Below are 16,731 nucleotides of genomic sequence, written 5' to 3' on the forward strand. Positions count from 1 at the left end.
CGACAGCGCCGAGCCATGCATAAGGAGATAACCATGAAGCATTCTACAATTGCTGGATTGTTCATCACTGCTGCAATGTTGGCCTCACCGGTTTGCTGCGGATAAAGATCTTTGTGCGTCAAACATACAAGCAATCGAAGACGCGCTGGCTACCGCACCCTCGACATCAGAGAGCGCCGTGGACAACATCAAAAAGGCGCTGAAAGATGCAAAAGATGCCCAGGCAGCGGGCGATGACAAGAAGTGCATCAGTGAAACAACCAGCGCGCTGAAAAAAATCGAGACCCGAAATCCTGCCAACAAGAGCTGACGTGCAGCCAGGCCAACCTTTGGGTTGGCCTTATGACCTGCGTTGGCGTACACGACATCGGCCAGGGCCGACTTCAGCCTGCGTCCTGTTCGGCTTGCCGGGCGAACCTTCGATCCCGATGAACACCAAGAAGTACAACTGGCGCTACGAAACCGAGCCGGAGCCTTACCTCAACGGGCGTCGTATCCACTGTCCGCGAGGCAAGGTGCGTCAAGCCGTGAGGACGTTCAGGGCCACGTCAATGTTACCCCGCGTCGCCTTGGAGTACGGGCAAATCTGGTCGGCGGTATGCGCCAGCGTCGTCGCGACATCGTGTGCCAGACCTGGAACGCGCAGCGTCAACCGCGCCGTCGACATTTCGGCGGTATGCCGAATTCGTCATCGACCGGGCCTAAAGCGATCAAGCCGCGGGCTCTGGAATGGGCCAGTCTGGACGGTCTGTCCAAGGAGTTGATCATGATCCGACTGTCCCTGGCCGAAGCTCGCGAGCTGGCCGAATCGATCTTGCTGCACAACGGTTTCAACCTTGCCCACGCCCGTGCGGTGAGCGACACGGTGATTGCCGGCGAGCGCGATGGCTGCGCGTCCCACGGTCTGTACCGGGTATTGGGTTGCGTGAATTCACTCAGAGCCGGCAAGGTGGTGGCCGATGCCGAACCGCGGGTGATCGACCAGGCACCTTCGATCGTGCGGGTCGATGCGGCGGGTGGTTTCTCCCAGTTGGCGTTCCAGGCGGGGCTGCCGTTGCTGGAGGAGAAAACCCGGGCAAACGGGATTGCGGCCTTGGCGATCAATCGCTGCGTGCATTTTTCCGCACTGTGGGTCGAGATCGAGCAGCTGACCGCTGCCGGTCTGGTGGCGCTGGCCTGTAATCCCAGTCATGCCTGGGTCGCGCCGGCAGGTGGGAGTCAGCCGGTGTTCGGGACCAATCCCATCGCGTTCGGCTGGCCGCGTTCGGGCAAGGATCCGTTTGTGTTCGACTTTGCCACCAGTGCGATTGCCCGGGGTGATATCGAGCTGCATCGTCGTGCCGGCAAAGCGATACCCGAAGGCTGGGGCGTCGATGCTGACGGACAGCCCAGTACCGATGCGAACGTGGTGCTCGATACCGGCGCGATGTTGACGTTCGGCGGGCACAAAGGCTCGGCGCTGGCGGCGATGGTGGAGTTGATCGCGGGACCTTTGATCGGTGACCTGACCAGTGCTGAGTCGCTGGCCTATGACGCCGGCAGCAAGTCGTCGCCGTACCACGGCGAGCTGATCATCGCCCTCGACCCGCGCCGCTTTCTCGGCGAGGCCACCGAGCGACACCTGGCCCGTGCCGAAGTCATGTTCCAGAGCATACAAGGGCAGGGCGCACGCTTGCCGTCGCAACGGCGTTATGAGGCGCGAGCACTCAGTCAGATGGAGGGGGTGCAGATTCCCGAGGCCTTGTACAACGACTTGAAGGCACTGCTGGGCTGAGTGAAAGCCAGACCTGTGGGAGCGAGCTTGCTCGCGATGAGGCCATCAGATTCAACATCTTCATTGACTGACACGCGCATCACGCGAGCAAGCTCGCTCCCACAGGATTTCGCTGCACATCTGAGTGTTTTTTACAGCGGTTCGCGATGGCTGTTGCCGTCAACCAGGCGGGCGATGCCTAGCGGGTTGGCGTTTTTCAGCGCGTCGGGCAGAAGCGCATCGGGGCAGTTCTGGTAGCACACCGGGCGCAGAAAACGCTCGATGGCCAAGCTGCCGACCGAGGTGCCACGGGCATCGGAGGTGGCTGGGTAAGGACCACCATGCACCATCGCATCGCACACTTCGACGCCGGTCGGGTAGCCGTTGAACAGAACCCGGCCGACCTTCTGTTCAAGCAGCGGGAGCAGGTCGTGATGGGTTTGCAGGTCACCGGCTTCGGCAATCAGCGTGGCCGTGAGTTGACCGTGCAAGCTCTGCAGTGCTCGTTGCAGTTCGGCCTTGTCGGCCACTTCCACCAGCACCGTGGCCGGGCCGAAAACTTCTTCCTGCAGCAGAGGATCGCCATTGAGCAGCAGGCTGACGTCGGCCTTGAACAGCTGGGGCTGAGCCTGTTTGCCCTGTTGTTCGCGGCCGGCCAAATGAGTGATTTGCGGGTGTGCGCGCAATGCCTGCACGCCCTTGCCGTAGCTGTCGAGCGTGCCAGCGTTGAGCATGGTTTGCCCTGGCTGTTCAGCCATTAGCGCGCTGAGCGTTTCAATGAATGCGCTGAACTGAGGGGAGCGAATACCGATCACCAGTCCGGGGTTGGTGCAGAACTGGCCACAGCCGAGCACCACTGACGCGGCAAGTTCGCGGGCAATTTTCTCGCCCCGTAGCTGTAGGGCTTCCGGCAACACCACCACCGGATTGATGCTGCTCATTTCGGCGAACACCGGAATCGGTTGTGGCCGTGCGGCGGCCATGTCGCAGAGGGCGCGGCCACCCTTCAGCGAACCAGTGAAGCCGACCGCCTGGATTGCCGGATGCTTGACCAGCGCTTCGCCGACTCCGGCACCGTAGATCATGTTGAACACCCCCTCGGGCATGGCGGTTTGCTCGGCGGCGCGGATGATCGCATCGGCCACGTGCTCGGCAGTCGCCATATGCCCGCTGTGAGCCTTGAACACCACCGGGCAACCGACGGCCAGGGCGGCTGCGGTATCGCCACCGGCGGTGGAGAACGCCAACGGAAAGTTGCTCGCGCCGAATACTGCCACCGGGCCGACACCGATCCGGTACTGACGCAGATCGACCCGTGGCAACGGTTGACGCTCGGGCAAGGCCCGGTCGATGCGCGCACCATAAAAATCGCCGCGCCGCAGGACCTGGGCGAACAGGCGCATCTGGCCGCTGGTACGGCCGCGCTCACCCTGGATACGCCCGGTCGGCAGCGCCGTCTCGCGCGATACCAGGGCAACGAACGCATCGTCCAGCGCATCCAGTTGCGCGGCGATGGCCTCTAGAAACTCTGCGCGGCGGCTCGCCGACAGATTGCGGAAGGCTGGGTAAGCTGCAGCCGCGGCCTGGGCGGCGGCGTCGACTTCTTCAACGGTGGCTTGCATGAACGAGTAGGGCAGCGCTTCACCGGTACTTGCGTCATGGCTTTGCACGGTGATGTTGCCGGCGGCACTGCGCGCACCGCCGATGTAGTTGTGGCCGATGATGTGGGGCATGAAAAACTCCTGTCGAAATGTGAGGCCAAGTACGTTGGCAGACCGCAGCGCATGACCCGTAGCAGCTGCCGAAGGCTGCGTTCGGTACGGGCCGCGTACGGACGAAGCCGTCGTAAAACCATGCAACGCGGTGTCACAGTCACATCGTGTCGCCAGTATTTACGACCGCTACGCGCTCGAACGCAGCCTGCGGCAGCTGCTACAGGTTGCGTATTGAGGTCAAGCCAACGAATCACCCCGGCGTGCAGTGACGGGTTCGGCGTTATCCAGGGCAGCGATGCGCGCGGCGGATTCGCTGTCCACCTGGTGCAGCGACTTGCCACGAGTTTCCCGGGTCAGGCCGACGGCGACGATGGAAATCAGCGAGGCACCGACCAGGTACCAGGCGATCGGTGTCGAGCTGTGGTACTTGTTGAGCAGGGTGAGGGCAATCAGCGGGGCCAAAGAACCGGCGAAGATCGGTGCCACCTGGTAGCACAGGGACAATGCGGTGTAGCGCACATGGGTCGGGAACATTTCAGCCATCAGCGCCGAGTAGGGCGCGTAGGTCATCGACTCGATGGCCAGGCCCAGGGTGATCGCGCCGATGATCAGCCAGTTGTTGCCGGTGTCCATCATCGGGAAGCCGATGAAGCCCCAGAACGCGGTAAGTATCGCGCCGGTCAGGTACACCGGTTTGCGCCCCACCAGGTCGGACAGGTAGCCCATCAGCGGGATCATGAAGAAATGCAGCAGGTGCGCACCGAACATCAGAAACAGGACCTCTGAGGTGTCCTTGTGCACCACCAGTTTCAAGTAGGTAATCGAGAAGGTCACGACGGTGTAGTAAAGGATGTTCTCGGCAAACCGCGCGCCGATGCCGACCAGCACCGCACGCCAGTGGTGACGCAGTACTTCGACCACGCCCAGCTGTTGTTGCGTGTTCTGCGCCTGACGGGCCTGGGCTTGCTTGAAGATCGGCGCGTCATCGACGCTGGTGCGAATCCAGTAGCCGATCAGCACCACAACCGCCGAGAACCAGAACGCGACGCGCCAGCCCCAGGCGAGGAATTGCTCCTCGGAAAGGTTCGACGACAACAACAGCAGGGCGACGGTCGCCACCAGATTGCCGGCTGGCACGCCGGCTTGCGGCCAGCTGGCCCAGAAGCCTCGGCGATTGTCCGGGCAGTGTTCGGACACCAGCAGAATCGCGCCGCCCCATTCGCCGCCAAAGGCGAACCCCTGGATCAGCCGCAGCAGCACCAGCAACACCGGCGCCGCGTAGCCGATTTGGTCGAAACCGGGTAAACAACCCATCAGGAACGTGGTGATGCCGACCACCACCAGGCTCAATTGCAGCAGGCGTTTGCGGCCGAATTTGTCACCGTAATGACCGAACACCAGACCCCCCAGTGGGCGGGCGAGAAAGCCGACCGCATAGAGGGCGAAGGCGGCGAGGATGCCGTCGATCGGGCTGTCGGTCTGGCGAAAGAACAGCTGGCCGAAGACCAGTGCCGAGGCAGTGCCATAGAGGAAAAATTCATACCATTCGGCGACGGTGCCGGCCATGGCGGCGGCCACGACGCGTTTGAGTCCCGAAGGGGTGGTTGCGCTGGAATTGCTTTGAGGATTGGACATGCTGACGTTCCTGTAGAGGCGCAAAGACAGGCAGCCGGCCGGGCCCTCGAGGACCCGCCCGGCAATCACTCAGAGACCGACGTCCGGCAACTGCGGACGATTGGCCAGGGCCTTGGCCATGATCTGCTCGACGAATACCCGATCGGCTTCCGGCAGGGCCAGACGTGGCGGACGGGTCAGGGCGCTGCCGCGACCGGCGATGGCTTCGCACAGCTTGATGCACTGCACCAGGTCAGCACGGGCATCGAGGTGCAGGATCGGCATCAGCCATTCATAGATCGGCATGGCTTCGGCGAAGCGACCGGCCTTGGCCAGACGGAAGATGGTTTCGCCTTCTTTCGGGAACACGTTGGACATGCCCGAGACCCAGCCTTCGGCACCCACCGCGATGCTTTCCAGCACCACATCGTCGAGACCGGCGAACAGCACAAAACGGTCACCCACTTCATTGCGCACGTCGATGAATCGACGGGTGTCGCCGGAGGAATCCTTGAAGCACACCACGTTGTCGCAGTCGGCCAGGGAAATCAGGATGTCCGGGGTGACGTCGTTTTTGTAGATCGGCGGGTTGTTGTAGACCATCAGCGGTACGTCGGCATTCTTGGCCACGTAGCGGTAGTGTTCGGCGGTCTCGAACGGCTTGGAACCGTAGACCAGCGCCGGCATCAGCATTACGCCATCGACACCGACCCGGCGCACAGCGTTGGCCACCTTGGCCGCTTGCACGCTGGTGAATTCGGCCACGCCGCAGATCACCGGCACGCGGCCGCGGGAGGCGTCGACCGCGACTTCGGTCACGGCGATTTTTTCTTCGGCGCTCAGTGAGGTGTTTTCCCCCACCGAACCGCAGACCACCAGGCCCGATACGCCGTCACGGATCACGTTGGAAATCACCTGGTGGGTTTTTTCCAGGTTGATGGTGAAGTCATCGTTGAATTGAGTGGTCACCGCGGGGAAGACGCCACTCCAGTTAATGCGCTTGCTCATTGTTGCCTCCGGTTCGTTAATTGTATTTCGTATACGATATTTCATGTGAAAAGACTCGGCCAGTGCTTTTTTCAATTAAGAAGGGTTTTTTACTAGCCGTTTGTCAGAGTTTTTTGGTGAGAGTTTGTAAGGCTGTGTTTAGGCCCCAGGCCAGGTGTCAGACAGTCGATAGCCTTGTGGCCATGGATCGCTCGGATCGAGCATCAATTGGTGGGTGCCGGTGATCCAGGCCCGGCCGGAAATGCACGGATAGATCGCCGGGCGTCCAGCCACCTCTGTCAGGGAATCGATGCGGCAATGGAACTCGGAACCGATGATCGAACGGCCGATAAAACGCTCCCCGACCTGCATCAATCCCTTGGCCTGCAGCACCGCCATACGAGCCGAGCAGCCGGTGCCGGTCGGCGAACGGTCGATCTTGCCGGGTTGAATCACCACCGCGTTGGCGCCGGTAGCAATGCCGTTTTCATAGATGAGGGGAGCAGCGATCTGGCAGAAGGAAATGTGCGACCACTCGGGGTTCAGCGGATGGACGAAGCCCAACTGTTCATTGGCTGCGCGGGTGATTTTCAGCCCGACCTCGACCAGCTCGGCCGCTTCATCAGGACGAATGGAAAAGCCCAGGCGCTTGGCGTCGACGATCACAAAACTGTCGCCACCGTAAGCGGTGTCGACCTGTAATGAACCGAGGCCTTCGACGTCGATCCAGGCATCGAGGCGGTCGGCGAAGGAGGGCACGTTCTTGATTTCCACCCGTTCGACCTTGCCATCACGACAATCGGCTACGGCCTCGATCAATCCGCCGGGGGCTTCGAGCACCAACCGGGTTTGCGGTTCGGTCATCGGTAGGATGCCGCTGTCGAGCAGCACGGTGGCCACGCACAGCGAGTTGGAGCCGGACATCGGCGGCGTGTCGGCCGGTTCCATGATGATCCAGGCCATCTGCGCCCGAGGATCCTTGGCCGGCACCAGCAGGTTGACGTGACGGAACACGCCGCCGCGAGGTTCGTTGAGGACGAAGTTGCGCAGGGTCTGATCCTGGGCAATCCAGCGCGACTGTTCCCACACGGTGGCCCCGGGCGGTGGCGCGACGCCGCCGACGATCACGTCGCCGACTTCGCCTTCGGCGTGGCAGCTGACTACATGGATGACTTTTGATGAGCGCATGGTTTGCTCCTTGTTTTGTCTGCTAGGGCCCCTTCGCGAGCAGGCTCGCTCCCACAGGGTTTGGTGGTGTACACAAAATCGGGGCTCGACCCAAGCCAATGTGGGAGCGAGCCTGCTCGCGATGGGGCCATTAGTTATTTCACTGATTTCAGAAAGGCCGCAGTTTCCGCATGCACCGGGTTGCCAATAACTTGATCTGGCGAGCCGATCTCATGCACCAAACCATTGCGAAAGAACGCCACACGGTCGGACACATCGCGGGCGAAGCGGATTTCATGAGTCACCAGGACCATGGTCATACCGTCTTCGGCGAGCATGCGCATGGTGTCCAGTACCTCGCCCACCAGTTGCGGGTCGAGGGCCGAGGTGGCTTCGTCGAACAACATGTAGTCCGGCGACATGGCCAGGGCACGGGCGATCGCCATGCGCTGCTGCTGGCCGCCGGAGAGCTTGCCGGGGAAGGCCTTGAGCTTGTCACCCAGGCCGACGTGGGTGAGTTGTTGCACCGCCAGTTCTTCGGCTTCTGCCTTGCTCTTGCCCAGCACTTTGCGTGGCGCCAGCATCACGTTTTCCAGCACGGTCAGGTGCGGGAAGGCGTTCCATTGCTGGAAGACGATGCCGATCTTCTGCCGCAGGCGATTGAGGTCGGTGGCGCTGTGGTGGACCTCGACACCGTCGACCCGAATGTTGCCTTTCTGGATTGGTTCCAGGCCGTTGATGCACATCAGAAGGGTCGATTTGCCCGAGCCGGAGCCGCCGATGATCGACACCACCTCGCCCTTGTTCACCGTCAGGCTGACGCCCTTGACCACTTCGAGGTCGCCGAAGGATTTGTACACGTTGTCGATCTCAATCATTTTCTTGCCACCTTCTTTCCAGACGAGCACCGAGGCGCGCGACCACCAGGCTCATGACGTAGTAGATGAGGCCCGCGATGCACAGCACCAGCAGCGGTTCCTGAATGCGGGTCACGATGGTTTGCGAGGCGCGCAGCAGTTCGACGATGCCGATCCACATCACCAGCGCAGTGTCTTTCATCACGCTGAGCACCAGGTTCAGCCAGCCGGGAAAGGCCACCCGCGTGGCCATCGGCAGAACGATCCAGCGCAAGTCCTGCACAAAGCTCAAGCCCAGCGAGCGGCTAGCCCGGCGCAGGGTGAACGGCACCGAGAGCACGCCGCTGCGCACGATCTCGGTGAAGTACGCGGCGGCGTAGACCCCGAGCACAATGCAGCCGACGCTGAAGGCGCTGATGTTCAAACCGACGATGCTCTTGAGCGAGTTGAACAGAACAAACTGGATCAGCAACGGCACGCTGCGAAACACGTCCAACACCCAGGCCAGCGGCAGGCTGGCGCGCGGTAGCAGGGCACGTAGCAGCCCGAACAACAGCCCGGCGAAGGAGCCGAGGATGATCGACCAGAACGTCAGTTGCAGCGTGACCCAGGCGCCATCGAGCAGGAACAGCAGGTCATTCCCGGAAAAACTGGTGGAAAACATGGTCACGTCCTCAGTAACGGAACAGCCGCCAGGCCATCAGCCGGGCTACTGCGACGATCGCCTTGGCAATCAGGTAATACAACGCCGCTGCGATGGCGAAGTATTCGAAGGTGCGGAACGTCTTGACGTTGTAGTCCTGGGTCACGCCGGTGAGGTCATTGTTGAGCCCGACGATCACCCCCAGCGACGTCATCAGCACCGCCCAGACCATCTGATTGCTCAACGGGTAGAACACGATCCGCAACAGCTGCGGGACGATGATCATCCGGTAGGCCTGGAAGGCGCTCATACCCAGCGAACGCGCGGCGCGCACTTGCGTGCCGGGCACGGCCTTGAGACCGCCGCGAAAGTTTTCCGCCAGGTAGCCAGCGTTGTTGAAGGTGATACCGGCCAGCAGCGCGAACCATGAGCTGACATGCAAATCCAGCGAGCCGAGACCGAAGTAGAGGACGTAGATCTGGAACAGCGACGGGGTGTTGCGGGCTATCGATACCCAGCCGTTGCCGATGCCGCGCAGCAGCGGGTTTTTGGTTTCGCGCATCACCGTCAGGGCCAGGGCGATCAGTACGCCGAAGATCATCGACAGCGCAGCGGTCTCGAAGGTGACCCAGGCACCGGCGAGCATGTCCGGCAGGGCGCGCAACGTCGCACGCCATTGGAAGGTGTAATCAAACATGCGTGTGGCTCTCCAGTGGGGCGGCGGATTGCAGCCAGACCGGCAAACGACCGCTGGCCGTGGCGCTGCAGGCGGCGTCGACGCATTCGGCGAGGCTGGCGAAGTGCACCTTGCGCCCCACCAGACCGGGGGCGTAATGGGCGTATTTTCCGGAATTGGTCATCAAGGTTTTTGCGGCCAGCGGGATCACCGGCTCGCCGAGCATGCACCAGCAGGTATCGGTCACCAGGGTCGCGCCGAAGGCTTCGATCACGCTGATATGCCCCGCCTCACGGGCCTGCTGCAGCACCGCGCGGCCGCAGGTAATGGCGAGGACCACTTCGGGGTGCTTGTGCCGACCCCGACACAGTCGCGCCAGGCGGGCGAATTCGCTGAGGGAGAAATGCGGGTTGCCCAGCGAGACCACGTCCACCTGGTTGTCGCGGGCGCTGTTGAGCTCGCGCCAACTGAGCAGCAAATCCTTCAGGCGGATTTTTTCCACCGGCACATCGGCATCCGCCTCCAGCACCTGCGTCGGGTCGAGTGCTTCCGGGGTCACCCCGGCGATATGGAACAGCGGCGCGGCGGAGGTGGTGGCGAAAGCCGCACCGAAAGCTTTCAGGTCATCCAGGCTCGGCTTGCTGTGTTCCAGCCCTAGCACCAGCGGAATCCGGCTGCCGGCCAGGGCACCGATGTGGTAACCGAGCAGCGGGTAGAAGGCATCGTCCAACTCGCGCAAAACCGGTAATTCGATTTGCAGTCTCGCTTTACGTTGCGCGTCCAGATGGCAGCCGATCAGGGGCGCGCGGCCGGTCAGGGCGATGCAGATATCCAGGTAGTCCGGGTATTTCAGGGTGCGTGCGCCAAGCACGCTGTTGGCGTAGACCACCGCATTGGATTCGGCCCAGACGATCTGCTCGCCGGCCTTTGGCGCGCTGTCGAGCAGGTAGGGTGCGCAGGTAAAACTCAGCTGTGCGCCCATCGCCATATAGGCATCGCCCAAGGCACTGGCCGGTTCACCGAGTGCCGGGTCGATACCCAATTCACGCCAACGACGCTGGTCGACGGAAATCGAATTGAGGGTGGTCGGTACCCGTACTTTTGCTCCCCATTGCACCAACTGTTGGGCAAAGCGCAGGCTTGCAGGTCCGGTGTAGATGCAGCCGTCGATGTGCGCCTGGGTGACATCCACCAGGCTACGGGCTCCCTGCAGTTCAGCCATGCGCAAGGCGATCTGCATGGCGACCCGGGCGGCCTTGCCATGTCGGCCGTCGAGCAGCGCCCGATCCTGTTCGGTGAGTTCGATCGAGGCGCTTGTTTGCGCTATGTGCAATGGACTGTCGAGTGCCCGCCAGGCATCGCCGGGCAGGTGCTCGAACAGTGTCACCGTTGACTCTTCGACCCGGGCAAAGGCCTGGCCGCGCAAGGCGGCGAAGGCCTCCCGGCCGATGCACAGCACCGGCAGGGAACGCTCGAAAATGGTCTGCGCCACCAGCACGCCCAGGGTCAGGATCTCATCGGCTTCGGCCAGCACCAGTGCGGCCGGCGCATGACCGTTGCTGATCAGTTCCATCAGCACACTGCTGCCGGTACAAGAGCCGCGGCCACTGGGAATGGCCAGCACCCGGCCGGCCAGGTGTTCGCCGCTGAGCGGGTGGTGACGGTCGATGACCTCGCCGCTGAACGGGTCGACTCCGCCCCAGAAACTCAAGCCCACATCGGCAAACAACAGGGCGCCCTGGGCGGCGCCCGCGACCAGGCTGCGACCGGTCAGAGAAGTGGTCCTGGGCATGCCGGACACCTCAGTAGTAAACCTGTGGCACGGTCAGGTTGGTCGGCGGGATTTCGGTGCCGACCCATTTGACGAACAGCTCGTTGTAACGGCCGCTGCGCACCTGCTGGTTGACGAACAGATTGAGGTAGTTGAGCAGGCCATACTCGTTGCGCTTGGCGCCCAGGGAGACGTAGTCGATGGTGTACGGCGCGTTACCGGCAATTTTCAGGTTCTTGTATTTACCCGACTTGATCGTGGCGGCGGCCACGGTGTTGGTGACCACGGTGGCGTCGATGTGGCCCTGGGCGACTGCCAGCAGCGTGTCGTTCTGCGACTGATAGGCGCGGAACGTACCGGTGCCCCAGCTCTTCACATCTTTTTCCAGGGCAATGGCTTCATAGGTGCCACTGGTGTTGCCCAGGGCTTTGCCCTTGATATCGGCGAAGCTGTTGATGCCGGTGTTGTCGCGGGTCAGCACGACCATCTGGAAGGCGAAGTACGGCACGGTGAGGCCGACGGTCTTGGCCCGTTCGAGGGTGTCGGAGGTGGACGCGACGATCACGTCGGCACGCCCGGAGACCAGCGCCGGAATTCGATCGGGGAAGGGCGTTTCAACCACTTCGGCTTCGACCCCGAGGATTTTCGCCAGGTCGTGGCAGTAGTCCACGTCGAAACCGGCCGGGTTGTTACCTGCATCGCGAAAACCCATGGGCGGGAAGTCCAGGGTCACGGCGCAGCGCAGCTTGCCTGAACCAATGATCTCGTCGAGCTTGTCGGCCTGGGCGGTGGCGATGAAGGAAGTACTGAGAACAGCGCTGAGGGCTACGGCAAATGCGGGGTTTTTCATAGAGGCCTCGTTGTCGGAAAGTGCTGTTGGATATCGTATTGTGAATTTCGTATACGATATGTGATTAGCAATGAGCGTGCCTGTTTCCGAATAGCGACGAGAATTTTTCGCCAAGCCTTGAGTTAGAGGTCCTACACGATTGGGGGAAAAGACGTACAAGAAGAACACCGCTGTGGCGTGTATCCGGCGGTGTTACAGAAGGGAGCAGTGGGGACACCTGGCGCCCCTAAAAGGAACACTCGCCCGGGGATCAGCGACGGCTTTCACGATACTGACTGGGTGCCAGGCTGGTCAGCGCACGAAACTGCCGGCTGAAGGCACTGTGGTCGGTGTAACCGCAGCGCAGCGCGATCTCGGTGATCGGCAGGTCGGTGTGCAGCAACAGCCGGGAGCCTTCTTCCAGGCGGGCCTTGTGAATCATCTGCCGTGGGGTGAGCTGGAACACCCGTTTGCAGTGACGCTCCAGTTGCGCCACGGAAAACCCGGCAATCGCCGTCAGTTCGGCGAGGCTGATGGGCCGGGAGAAATGGCTGCGGATATGCGCGTCTACCGCGGCGAGTTTCTGAAACGCCGGATGGCTGGACTGTGGCGCTTGCAGGTCGCGGGAGATGCCGGCCAGGCCGACGATGTGACCCTGCACGTCTCGCAACGCGAGTTTGTGGGTCAGGCACCAGACGGGCTGGTTGCCGAAATACAGGTGCAGTTCGAGTTGGTCGGCCAGTTCGCGGCCGGTGGCAAGCACCCTCCGGTCCTGCTCGGTGTACAGCGGGCCGAAGCGTTCCGGAAAGACCATGTCGGCGGTGCGTCCGAGCAGCTCGTCACTGTGTCTGAAACCGCAGCGTCGGGCCAGGGTCTGGTTGACGAAGGCGTAGCGGGCCTCGGTGTCCTTGATGAAAAACACCACGTCCGACAGGGTGTCGAGCAGCGCCGCGATCGGCTGCAGGCTGCTCAGCAGGGTGGGCAGGTCGCAGGGTTTGAAGTGAGTGAGCGAAGCATACATGGCGCAGGAGGTCTGGTGGCGACCTCCGGGATCATAAAGACTCGGCAGCGGACCCGAAAGCCCCGGGCCGGTATTCAGGTCGGCGGGGTGTCGTCCAGGCACAGCAAGGTCTCGATCCGCGCCGGACTGAACGGTGGCCGTGGCGCCGAAGGTTGCCAGCCGAACAGGTGCTGCAGTGCGCCGCCGCACACCCGACCCTGGCAGGCGCCCATGCCGCAACGGCTGGCCAGTTTGGCCTCGCGCCAGCCAGCGTGCCCGGCAAGTAGCCCGTAGGGAACATCTTCGCAGCGGCACACCAGGGTGTCGGCTTGGGCCAGCGACTTGAGCTGCGGGTTGAGGGTGAAGGTGTGATTCAGGGCCTTGGCAAAACCCTGCCAGCGCGCACGCCGAGGCCATAACGCTCGGGCCGCTTGACTGTCGCCGACGGCGGCGTGGCCAGCGATCGCGCCTTCGACCAATGCCAGTTCGCTACCACCGAAACCGGTGCATTCGCCCGCCGCGTAATGATCGGCGCGGCGAGTGGTTTGCCAGACATCGACCGCGAGCGCCGGGCCATCGAGTTCACAACCCAGTGCCTGACCGAGCTGGGTGTTGGGAATCAAGCCGAAGCCACAGGCCAGGCGATCGCATTCCAGTTCGACTATTTTTCCTTGCTGTTGCAGACGCACACCTTCCAGTCGCTCATTGCCCAAGGCGGCCAATACGTGGGTCCCGGTACGATAATGACGGTCGAACAAGGTGAACGACTGCATCAGTTTGTTGGGCCAGCGTGGCAGTCGGGCGGCGAAACCGGCGACAGCGGTCGCGCAGGCCTGCTCGGCGATGCGCAGTACTTCGGCGCCGTTATATTTCGCCGTGGCGGCACTGGCCAGCAACAACGGCCCGCTGCCGGCAATCACCAGGCGTTCGCCGCGAACGGGCAGGCCACCTTTGATCAGTGCCTGGAGGCCGCCAGCACCCGTCACGCCGGGCAACGTCCAGCCAGGGAAGGGCAAGAGCAGCTCGCGGGCGCCGGTACACAGAACCAGTTTGTCGTAACCGATCAACCAGCCTCGATCGGCGTCTTCGACCAGCAGTTCTTTCGGGCCGGCGCAGGCGATCACCCGGGTGCCGGCGTGGCAGCGGACGTTGCTACAGGCCGCTAGTTGCTCACGCAGGCGACGCGCCTGTTTCGGCAGGCTGGCCAGGGGCCCGTCGCGCCAGATTTGCCCGCCCGGCAGGGGGTTGTCGTCGAGCAGGACGATGCGTGCGCCGCTGGGTGCCGCAGCAAGAGCAGCAGCCATGCCAGCGGGGCCGGCACCGATGATCAGCAGATCGGCGTACTCGCTCATGGGTGAGTCTCCACGTGCATGCCGTCATGGCAAAGGGTCTGGCAGGCCAGGCGCCGTCGACCGTCGATGGTCACCCGACATTCCTGGCAAATGCCCATGCCGCACAGCGGTGCGCGACGCTGACCACTGACCGAGGTCCGAGTGCAACCGTCACCGCCCAAGGCCAGTGCCGCCGCGACACTGGTGCCCTCGGCAACACTCAGCGCACGCCCATCCAGCATCAATTCAGGCATAAACAGGCTCCCCCAGAAAACGTTGCGGCAGGTAAGGTTGCGCGGCCAGCGGCGGCGTTTCGTCGAACAGCTGCGCGACCAGCAAGTCGGCGGTGCCGGGGGCGGTGGTGACGCCCAGACCCTCGTGGCCGACCGCCAGCCATAAGCCTTTGCGTTGCGGGTGCTGACCCACCAGCGGCAAGCCGTCGGGGCTGGCGGCGCGAAAACCGGTCCAGGCGCGGATGCCGTTGAGCTGAGTCAGCCCCGGCATATAGTCGACGGCACGCCTGAGCATTTTTGCCAGCATCCAGCCCTCGACCTGCGGGTCGGTGGTGCCGAATTGCCGCGAGGCGCCGATGAACAATTGCCCGGTCGGCCGGGGCTGGATGTTGCAAGCGGTCGAAGGGCCGCTGGCGGTGTGGGCGCTGGTGACGTAACCGAGTTCCACCAGGGTATGGGTGACTTTGCCGGGGTAGCGGTCGGTGATCAGCAAGTGGCCTTTCTTCGGCTCTATCGGCAACTCGGGGCAGAGCTCGTTGGCCTGGATGCCGTTGGCCAGAATCACCGCTTCAGCGCTCAGCCATTGGCCGTCGTTCAATCGCACCCGGTTGCCATCCACTTCGCAGACCCGCGCCCGGCGTTGGCTGATGTTCGGGGTGTCGAGCATCCAGCTGACCGTCGCCGGGGCATAGAGAATGCCGTCGCCATTGATCAGCAGGCCGCCTTCCAGACCTTCGCGCAATTCGGGTTCGCGCTGGCGCAAGGCTCGGCTGCAGATCAACTCGCACGCCACGCCTTGGGCCTGCAAGTTCAGGTATTTGCTGTGGGCAACGGCCATTTCTTCGGCATTGGCCGCCAGCCAGAGCGTGCCGTTGCTGCGGTAGGCGCAGCCGTCGGGCAGGGCCGTAGCCTGTTCGCGCCAGCGTTGCAGGGAATATTGACTCAGGGCCAGTTCGGCCGGGTTGTCGTCAAGGACCAACAAGTGGCCCATACCCGCCGCCGTCGCCCCGGGCAGGCCAGCATCCAGCACCAACACGCGCAAGCCGCGCCGGGCCAGCGCCTGGGCACACGCGGCGCCGATGATGCCGGCGCCGATCACAATCACATCGGCCACCGGGCCCTCGTTCATGGGCGAATGCCCCAGGCGAACGGGTCGTCCTGTTCGATGATCAGGCTGGCTTCGGCGCTAATAAACGCGCGGCCACGAATGGTCGGCACGATGCGCTCGCCCTGAAGTTCGTAGGAGCCCTCGAACTCGCTGCCGATGACACTCGCCTGGCGCCAGATCTGTCCCGGCTGCAGTTTGTCGTCGGCCGCCAGGCACGCCAGTTTGGCACTGGTGCCGGTGCCACAGGGCGAGCGGTCGTAGGCCTTGCCGGGGCAGAGGACGAAGTTGCGGCTATCGGCCTGCGCGTCATCGGCGAACAGCTCGACATGGTCGATCAACCCGCCGTCTTCGCCTCGAATTCCCTGAGCCTCCAGGGCCTGCTGCACGGCGAAGGTATAGGCGGTCAGCGCCTCAAGGTTGTCGCCGGCGATGTCCAGGCCGTGCTCGGCGATGAGGAAAAACCAGTTACCACCCCAGGCAATATCGCCGACCACCTGGCCGACGCCCGGCACCTGCAGCGCCAGCGCTTTGCGGTAACGATAGGCGGGCACGTTGCGCACGCTGACCGAACCGTCTTCGTGCAGGGTCGCCTGCACCGTTCCCACCGGGGTTTCGATGCTGTGCACGCCGGGGCCGATCTTGCCCAGATGCGCCAGCGATGCCACCAGACCGATGGTGCCGTGGCCGCACATCCCGAGGTAACCGGTATTGTTGAAGAAAATCACGCCGGCACAGGCGCTCGGGTCCACCGGCTCACAGAGCAAGGCGCCGACCAGCACGTCGCTGCCCCGTGGTTCCAGCACGCAGGCGGCGCGCCATTGGTCATGCTGTTCGGCCAGCCGCCGTCGACGTTCGGCCATGCTGCCGGTGCCCAGGTCAGGAAAGCCGGCGGTCACCAGGCGGGTGGGTTCGCCGCCGGTGTGGGAGTCGATCACGGTGATGCGTTTCATGGGATGGCCACGTCCGTTCAGATGAGTGAACGAAAGAGTGGCCTGTGCGGGTGCGTACCGGCTTGATGGTTTTATCCAGTACTGATGACGAAATCGG

The 16,731-nt window shown here is 62.9% G+C and carries 16 protein-coding genes and 1 pseudogene; 2 read left to right on the forward strand and 15 right to left on the reverse strand.

Going from position 1 to position 16,731, the window contains the following annotated elements:
- The first annotated feature begins 49 nt into the window (after window positions 1-49).
- Complete coding sequence (locus AC3I0A_RS11180; protein WP_489377830.1) at window positions 50-310, forward strand: hypothetical protein; 261 nt, start codon at window positions 50-52, stop codon at window positions 308-310.
- A 210-nt stretch (window positions 311-520) separates the two neighbouring features.
- Here the strand turns inward: AC3I0A_RS11180 and AC3I0A_RS11185 are convergent.
- A pseudogene (locus AC3I0A_RS11185) lies at window positions 521-658 on the reverse strand (peroxiredoxin); the annotation flags it as partial.
- Window positions 659-766: 108 nt separating this feature from the next.
- Here AC3I0A_RS11185 and AC3I0A_RS11190 point away from each other — a divergent pair.
- Window positions 767-1,774 carry an Ldh family oxidoreductase gene (locus AC3I0A_RS11190; RefSeq protein ID WP_489378479.1) on the forward strand — a complete coding sequence of 336 codons (1,008 nt, stop codon included), beginning with the start codon at window positions 767-769 and terminating at the stop codon, window positions 1,772-1,774.
- Between the two features lie 131 nt (window positions 1,775-1,905).
- Here AC3I0A_RS11190 and AC3I0A_RS11195 read toward each other — a convergent pair whose 3' ends face one another.
- From AC3I0A_RS11195 to AC3I0A_RS11260, 14 genes are all read right to left on the reverse strand, one after another.
- Entirely contained in the window at window positions 1,906-3,486 is a 1,581-nt protein-coding gene (locus tag AC3I0A_RS11195) for an aldehyde dehydrogenase (NADP(+)) (RefSeq protein WP_489377831.1), read from the reverse strand.
- 219 nt (window positions 3,487-3,705) lie between these two features.
- The gene (gene abaF, locus AC3I0A_RS11200) at window positions 3,706-5,103 is read right to left on the reverse strand and encodes a fosfomycin efflux MFS transporter AbaF (RefSeq protein ID WP_489377832.1); all 1,398 of its coding nucleotides are present in this window, start codon (window positions 5,101-5,103) and stop codon (window positions 3,706-3,708) included.
- A 69-nt stretch (window positions 5,104-5,172) separates the two neighbouring features.
- A complete protein-coding gene (locus AC3I0A_RS11205; RefSeq protein WP_489377833.1) occupies window positions 5,173-6,090 on the reverse strand; it encodes a dihydrodipicolinate synthase family protein in 918 nt (305 codons plus the stop codon).
- A gap of 138 nt (window positions 6,091-6,228) precedes the next feature.
- Window positions 6,229-7,257 carry a trans-3-hydroxy-L-proline dehydratase gene (locus AC3I0A_RS11210; RefSeq protein WP_489377834.1) on the reverse strand — a complete coding sequence of 343 codons (1,029 nt, stop codon included), beginning with the start codon at window positions 7,255-7,257 and terminating at the stop codon, window positions 6,229-6,231.
- 134 nt (window positions 7,258-7,391) lie between these two features.
- Window positions 7,392-8,114, reverse strand: coding sequence for an amino acid ABC transporter ATP-binding protein (locus AC3I0A_RS11215; RefSeq protein WP_489377835.1), 723 nt, complete (start codon window positions 8,112-8,114; stop codon window positions 7,392-7,394).
- Entirely contained in the window at window positions 8,107-8,757 is a 651-nt protein-coding gene (locus AC3I0A_RS11220) for an amino acid ABC transporter permease (RefSeq protein ID WP_489377836.1), read from the reverse strand. The genes AC3I0A_RS11215 and AC3I0A_RS11220 overlap by 8 nt, the downstream gene beginning before the upstream one ends.
- Window positions 8,758-8,767: 10 nt before the next feature.
- Window positions 8,768-9,433 (reverse strand): amino acid ABC transporter permease, encoded by a 666-nt coding sequence (locus AC3I0A_RS11225; RefSeq protein WP_489377837.1) that lies wholly within the window; start codon window positions 9,431-9,433, stop codon window positions 8,768-8,770.
- Window positions 9,426-11,204 (reverse strand): cis-3-hydroxy-L-proline dehydratase, encoded by a 1,779-nt coding sequence (lhpI, locus tag AC3I0A_RS11230; protein ID WP_489377838.1) that lies wholly within the window; start codon window positions 11,202-11,204, stop codon window positions 9,426-9,428. Before lhpI ends, AC3I0A_RS11225 begins: the two co-directional genes overlap by 8 nt.
- A gap of 10 nt (window positions 11,205-11,214) precedes the next feature.
- Window positions 11,215-12,033, reverse strand: a complete 819-nt coding sequence (locus AC3I0A_RS11235) for an ABC transporter substrate-binding protein (protein WP_489377839.1) — start codon at window positions 12,031-12,033, stop codon at window positions 11,215-11,217.
- Window positions 12,034-12,283: 250 nt separating this feature from the next.
- Window positions 12,284-13,033 carry an AraC family transcriptional regulator gene (locus AC3I0A_RS11240; protein ID WP_489377840.1) on the reverse strand — a complete coding sequence of 250 codons (750 nt, stop codon included), beginning with the start codon at window positions 13,031-13,033 and terminating at the stop codon, window positions 12,284-12,286.
- A 74-nt stretch (window positions 13,034-13,107) separates the two neighbouring features.
- On the reverse strand, window positions 13,108-14,364 hold the full coding sequence (locus AC3I0A_RS11245; RefSeq protein ID WP_489377841.1) for an FAD-dependent oxidoreductase: 1,257 nt from the start codon (window positions 14,362-14,364) through the stop codon (window positions 13,108-13,110).
- Entirely contained in the window at window positions 14,361-14,597 is a 237-nt protein-coding gene (locus tag AC3I0A_RS11250; protein WP_489377842.1) for a (2Fe-2S)-binding protein, read from the reverse strand. Before AC3I0A_RS11250 ends, AC3I0A_RS11245 begins: the two co-directional genes overlap by 4 nt.
- A complete protein-coding gene (locus tag AC3I0A_RS11255; protein WP_489377843.1) occupies window positions 14,590-15,705 on the reverse strand; it encodes an NAD(P)/FAD-dependent oxidoreductase in 1,116 nt (371 codons plus the stop codon). Before AC3I0A_RS11255 ends, AC3I0A_RS11250 begins: the two co-directional genes overlap by 8 nt.
- The gene (locus tag AC3I0A_RS11260; RefSeq protein WP_489377844.1) at window positions 15,702-16,634 is read right to left on the reverse strand and encodes a 4-hydroxyproline epimerase; all 933 of its coding nucleotides are present in this window, start codon (window positions 16,632-16,634) and stop codon (window positions 15,702-15,704) included. The genes AC3I0A_RS11255 and AC3I0A_RS11260 overlap by 4 nt, the downstream gene beginning before the upstream one ends.
- Between the last annotated feature and the right edge of the window lie 97 nt (window positions 16,635-16,731).

The sequence above is a fragment of the Pseudomonas sp. KH_024_B2 genome (genome assembly GCF_057839965.1).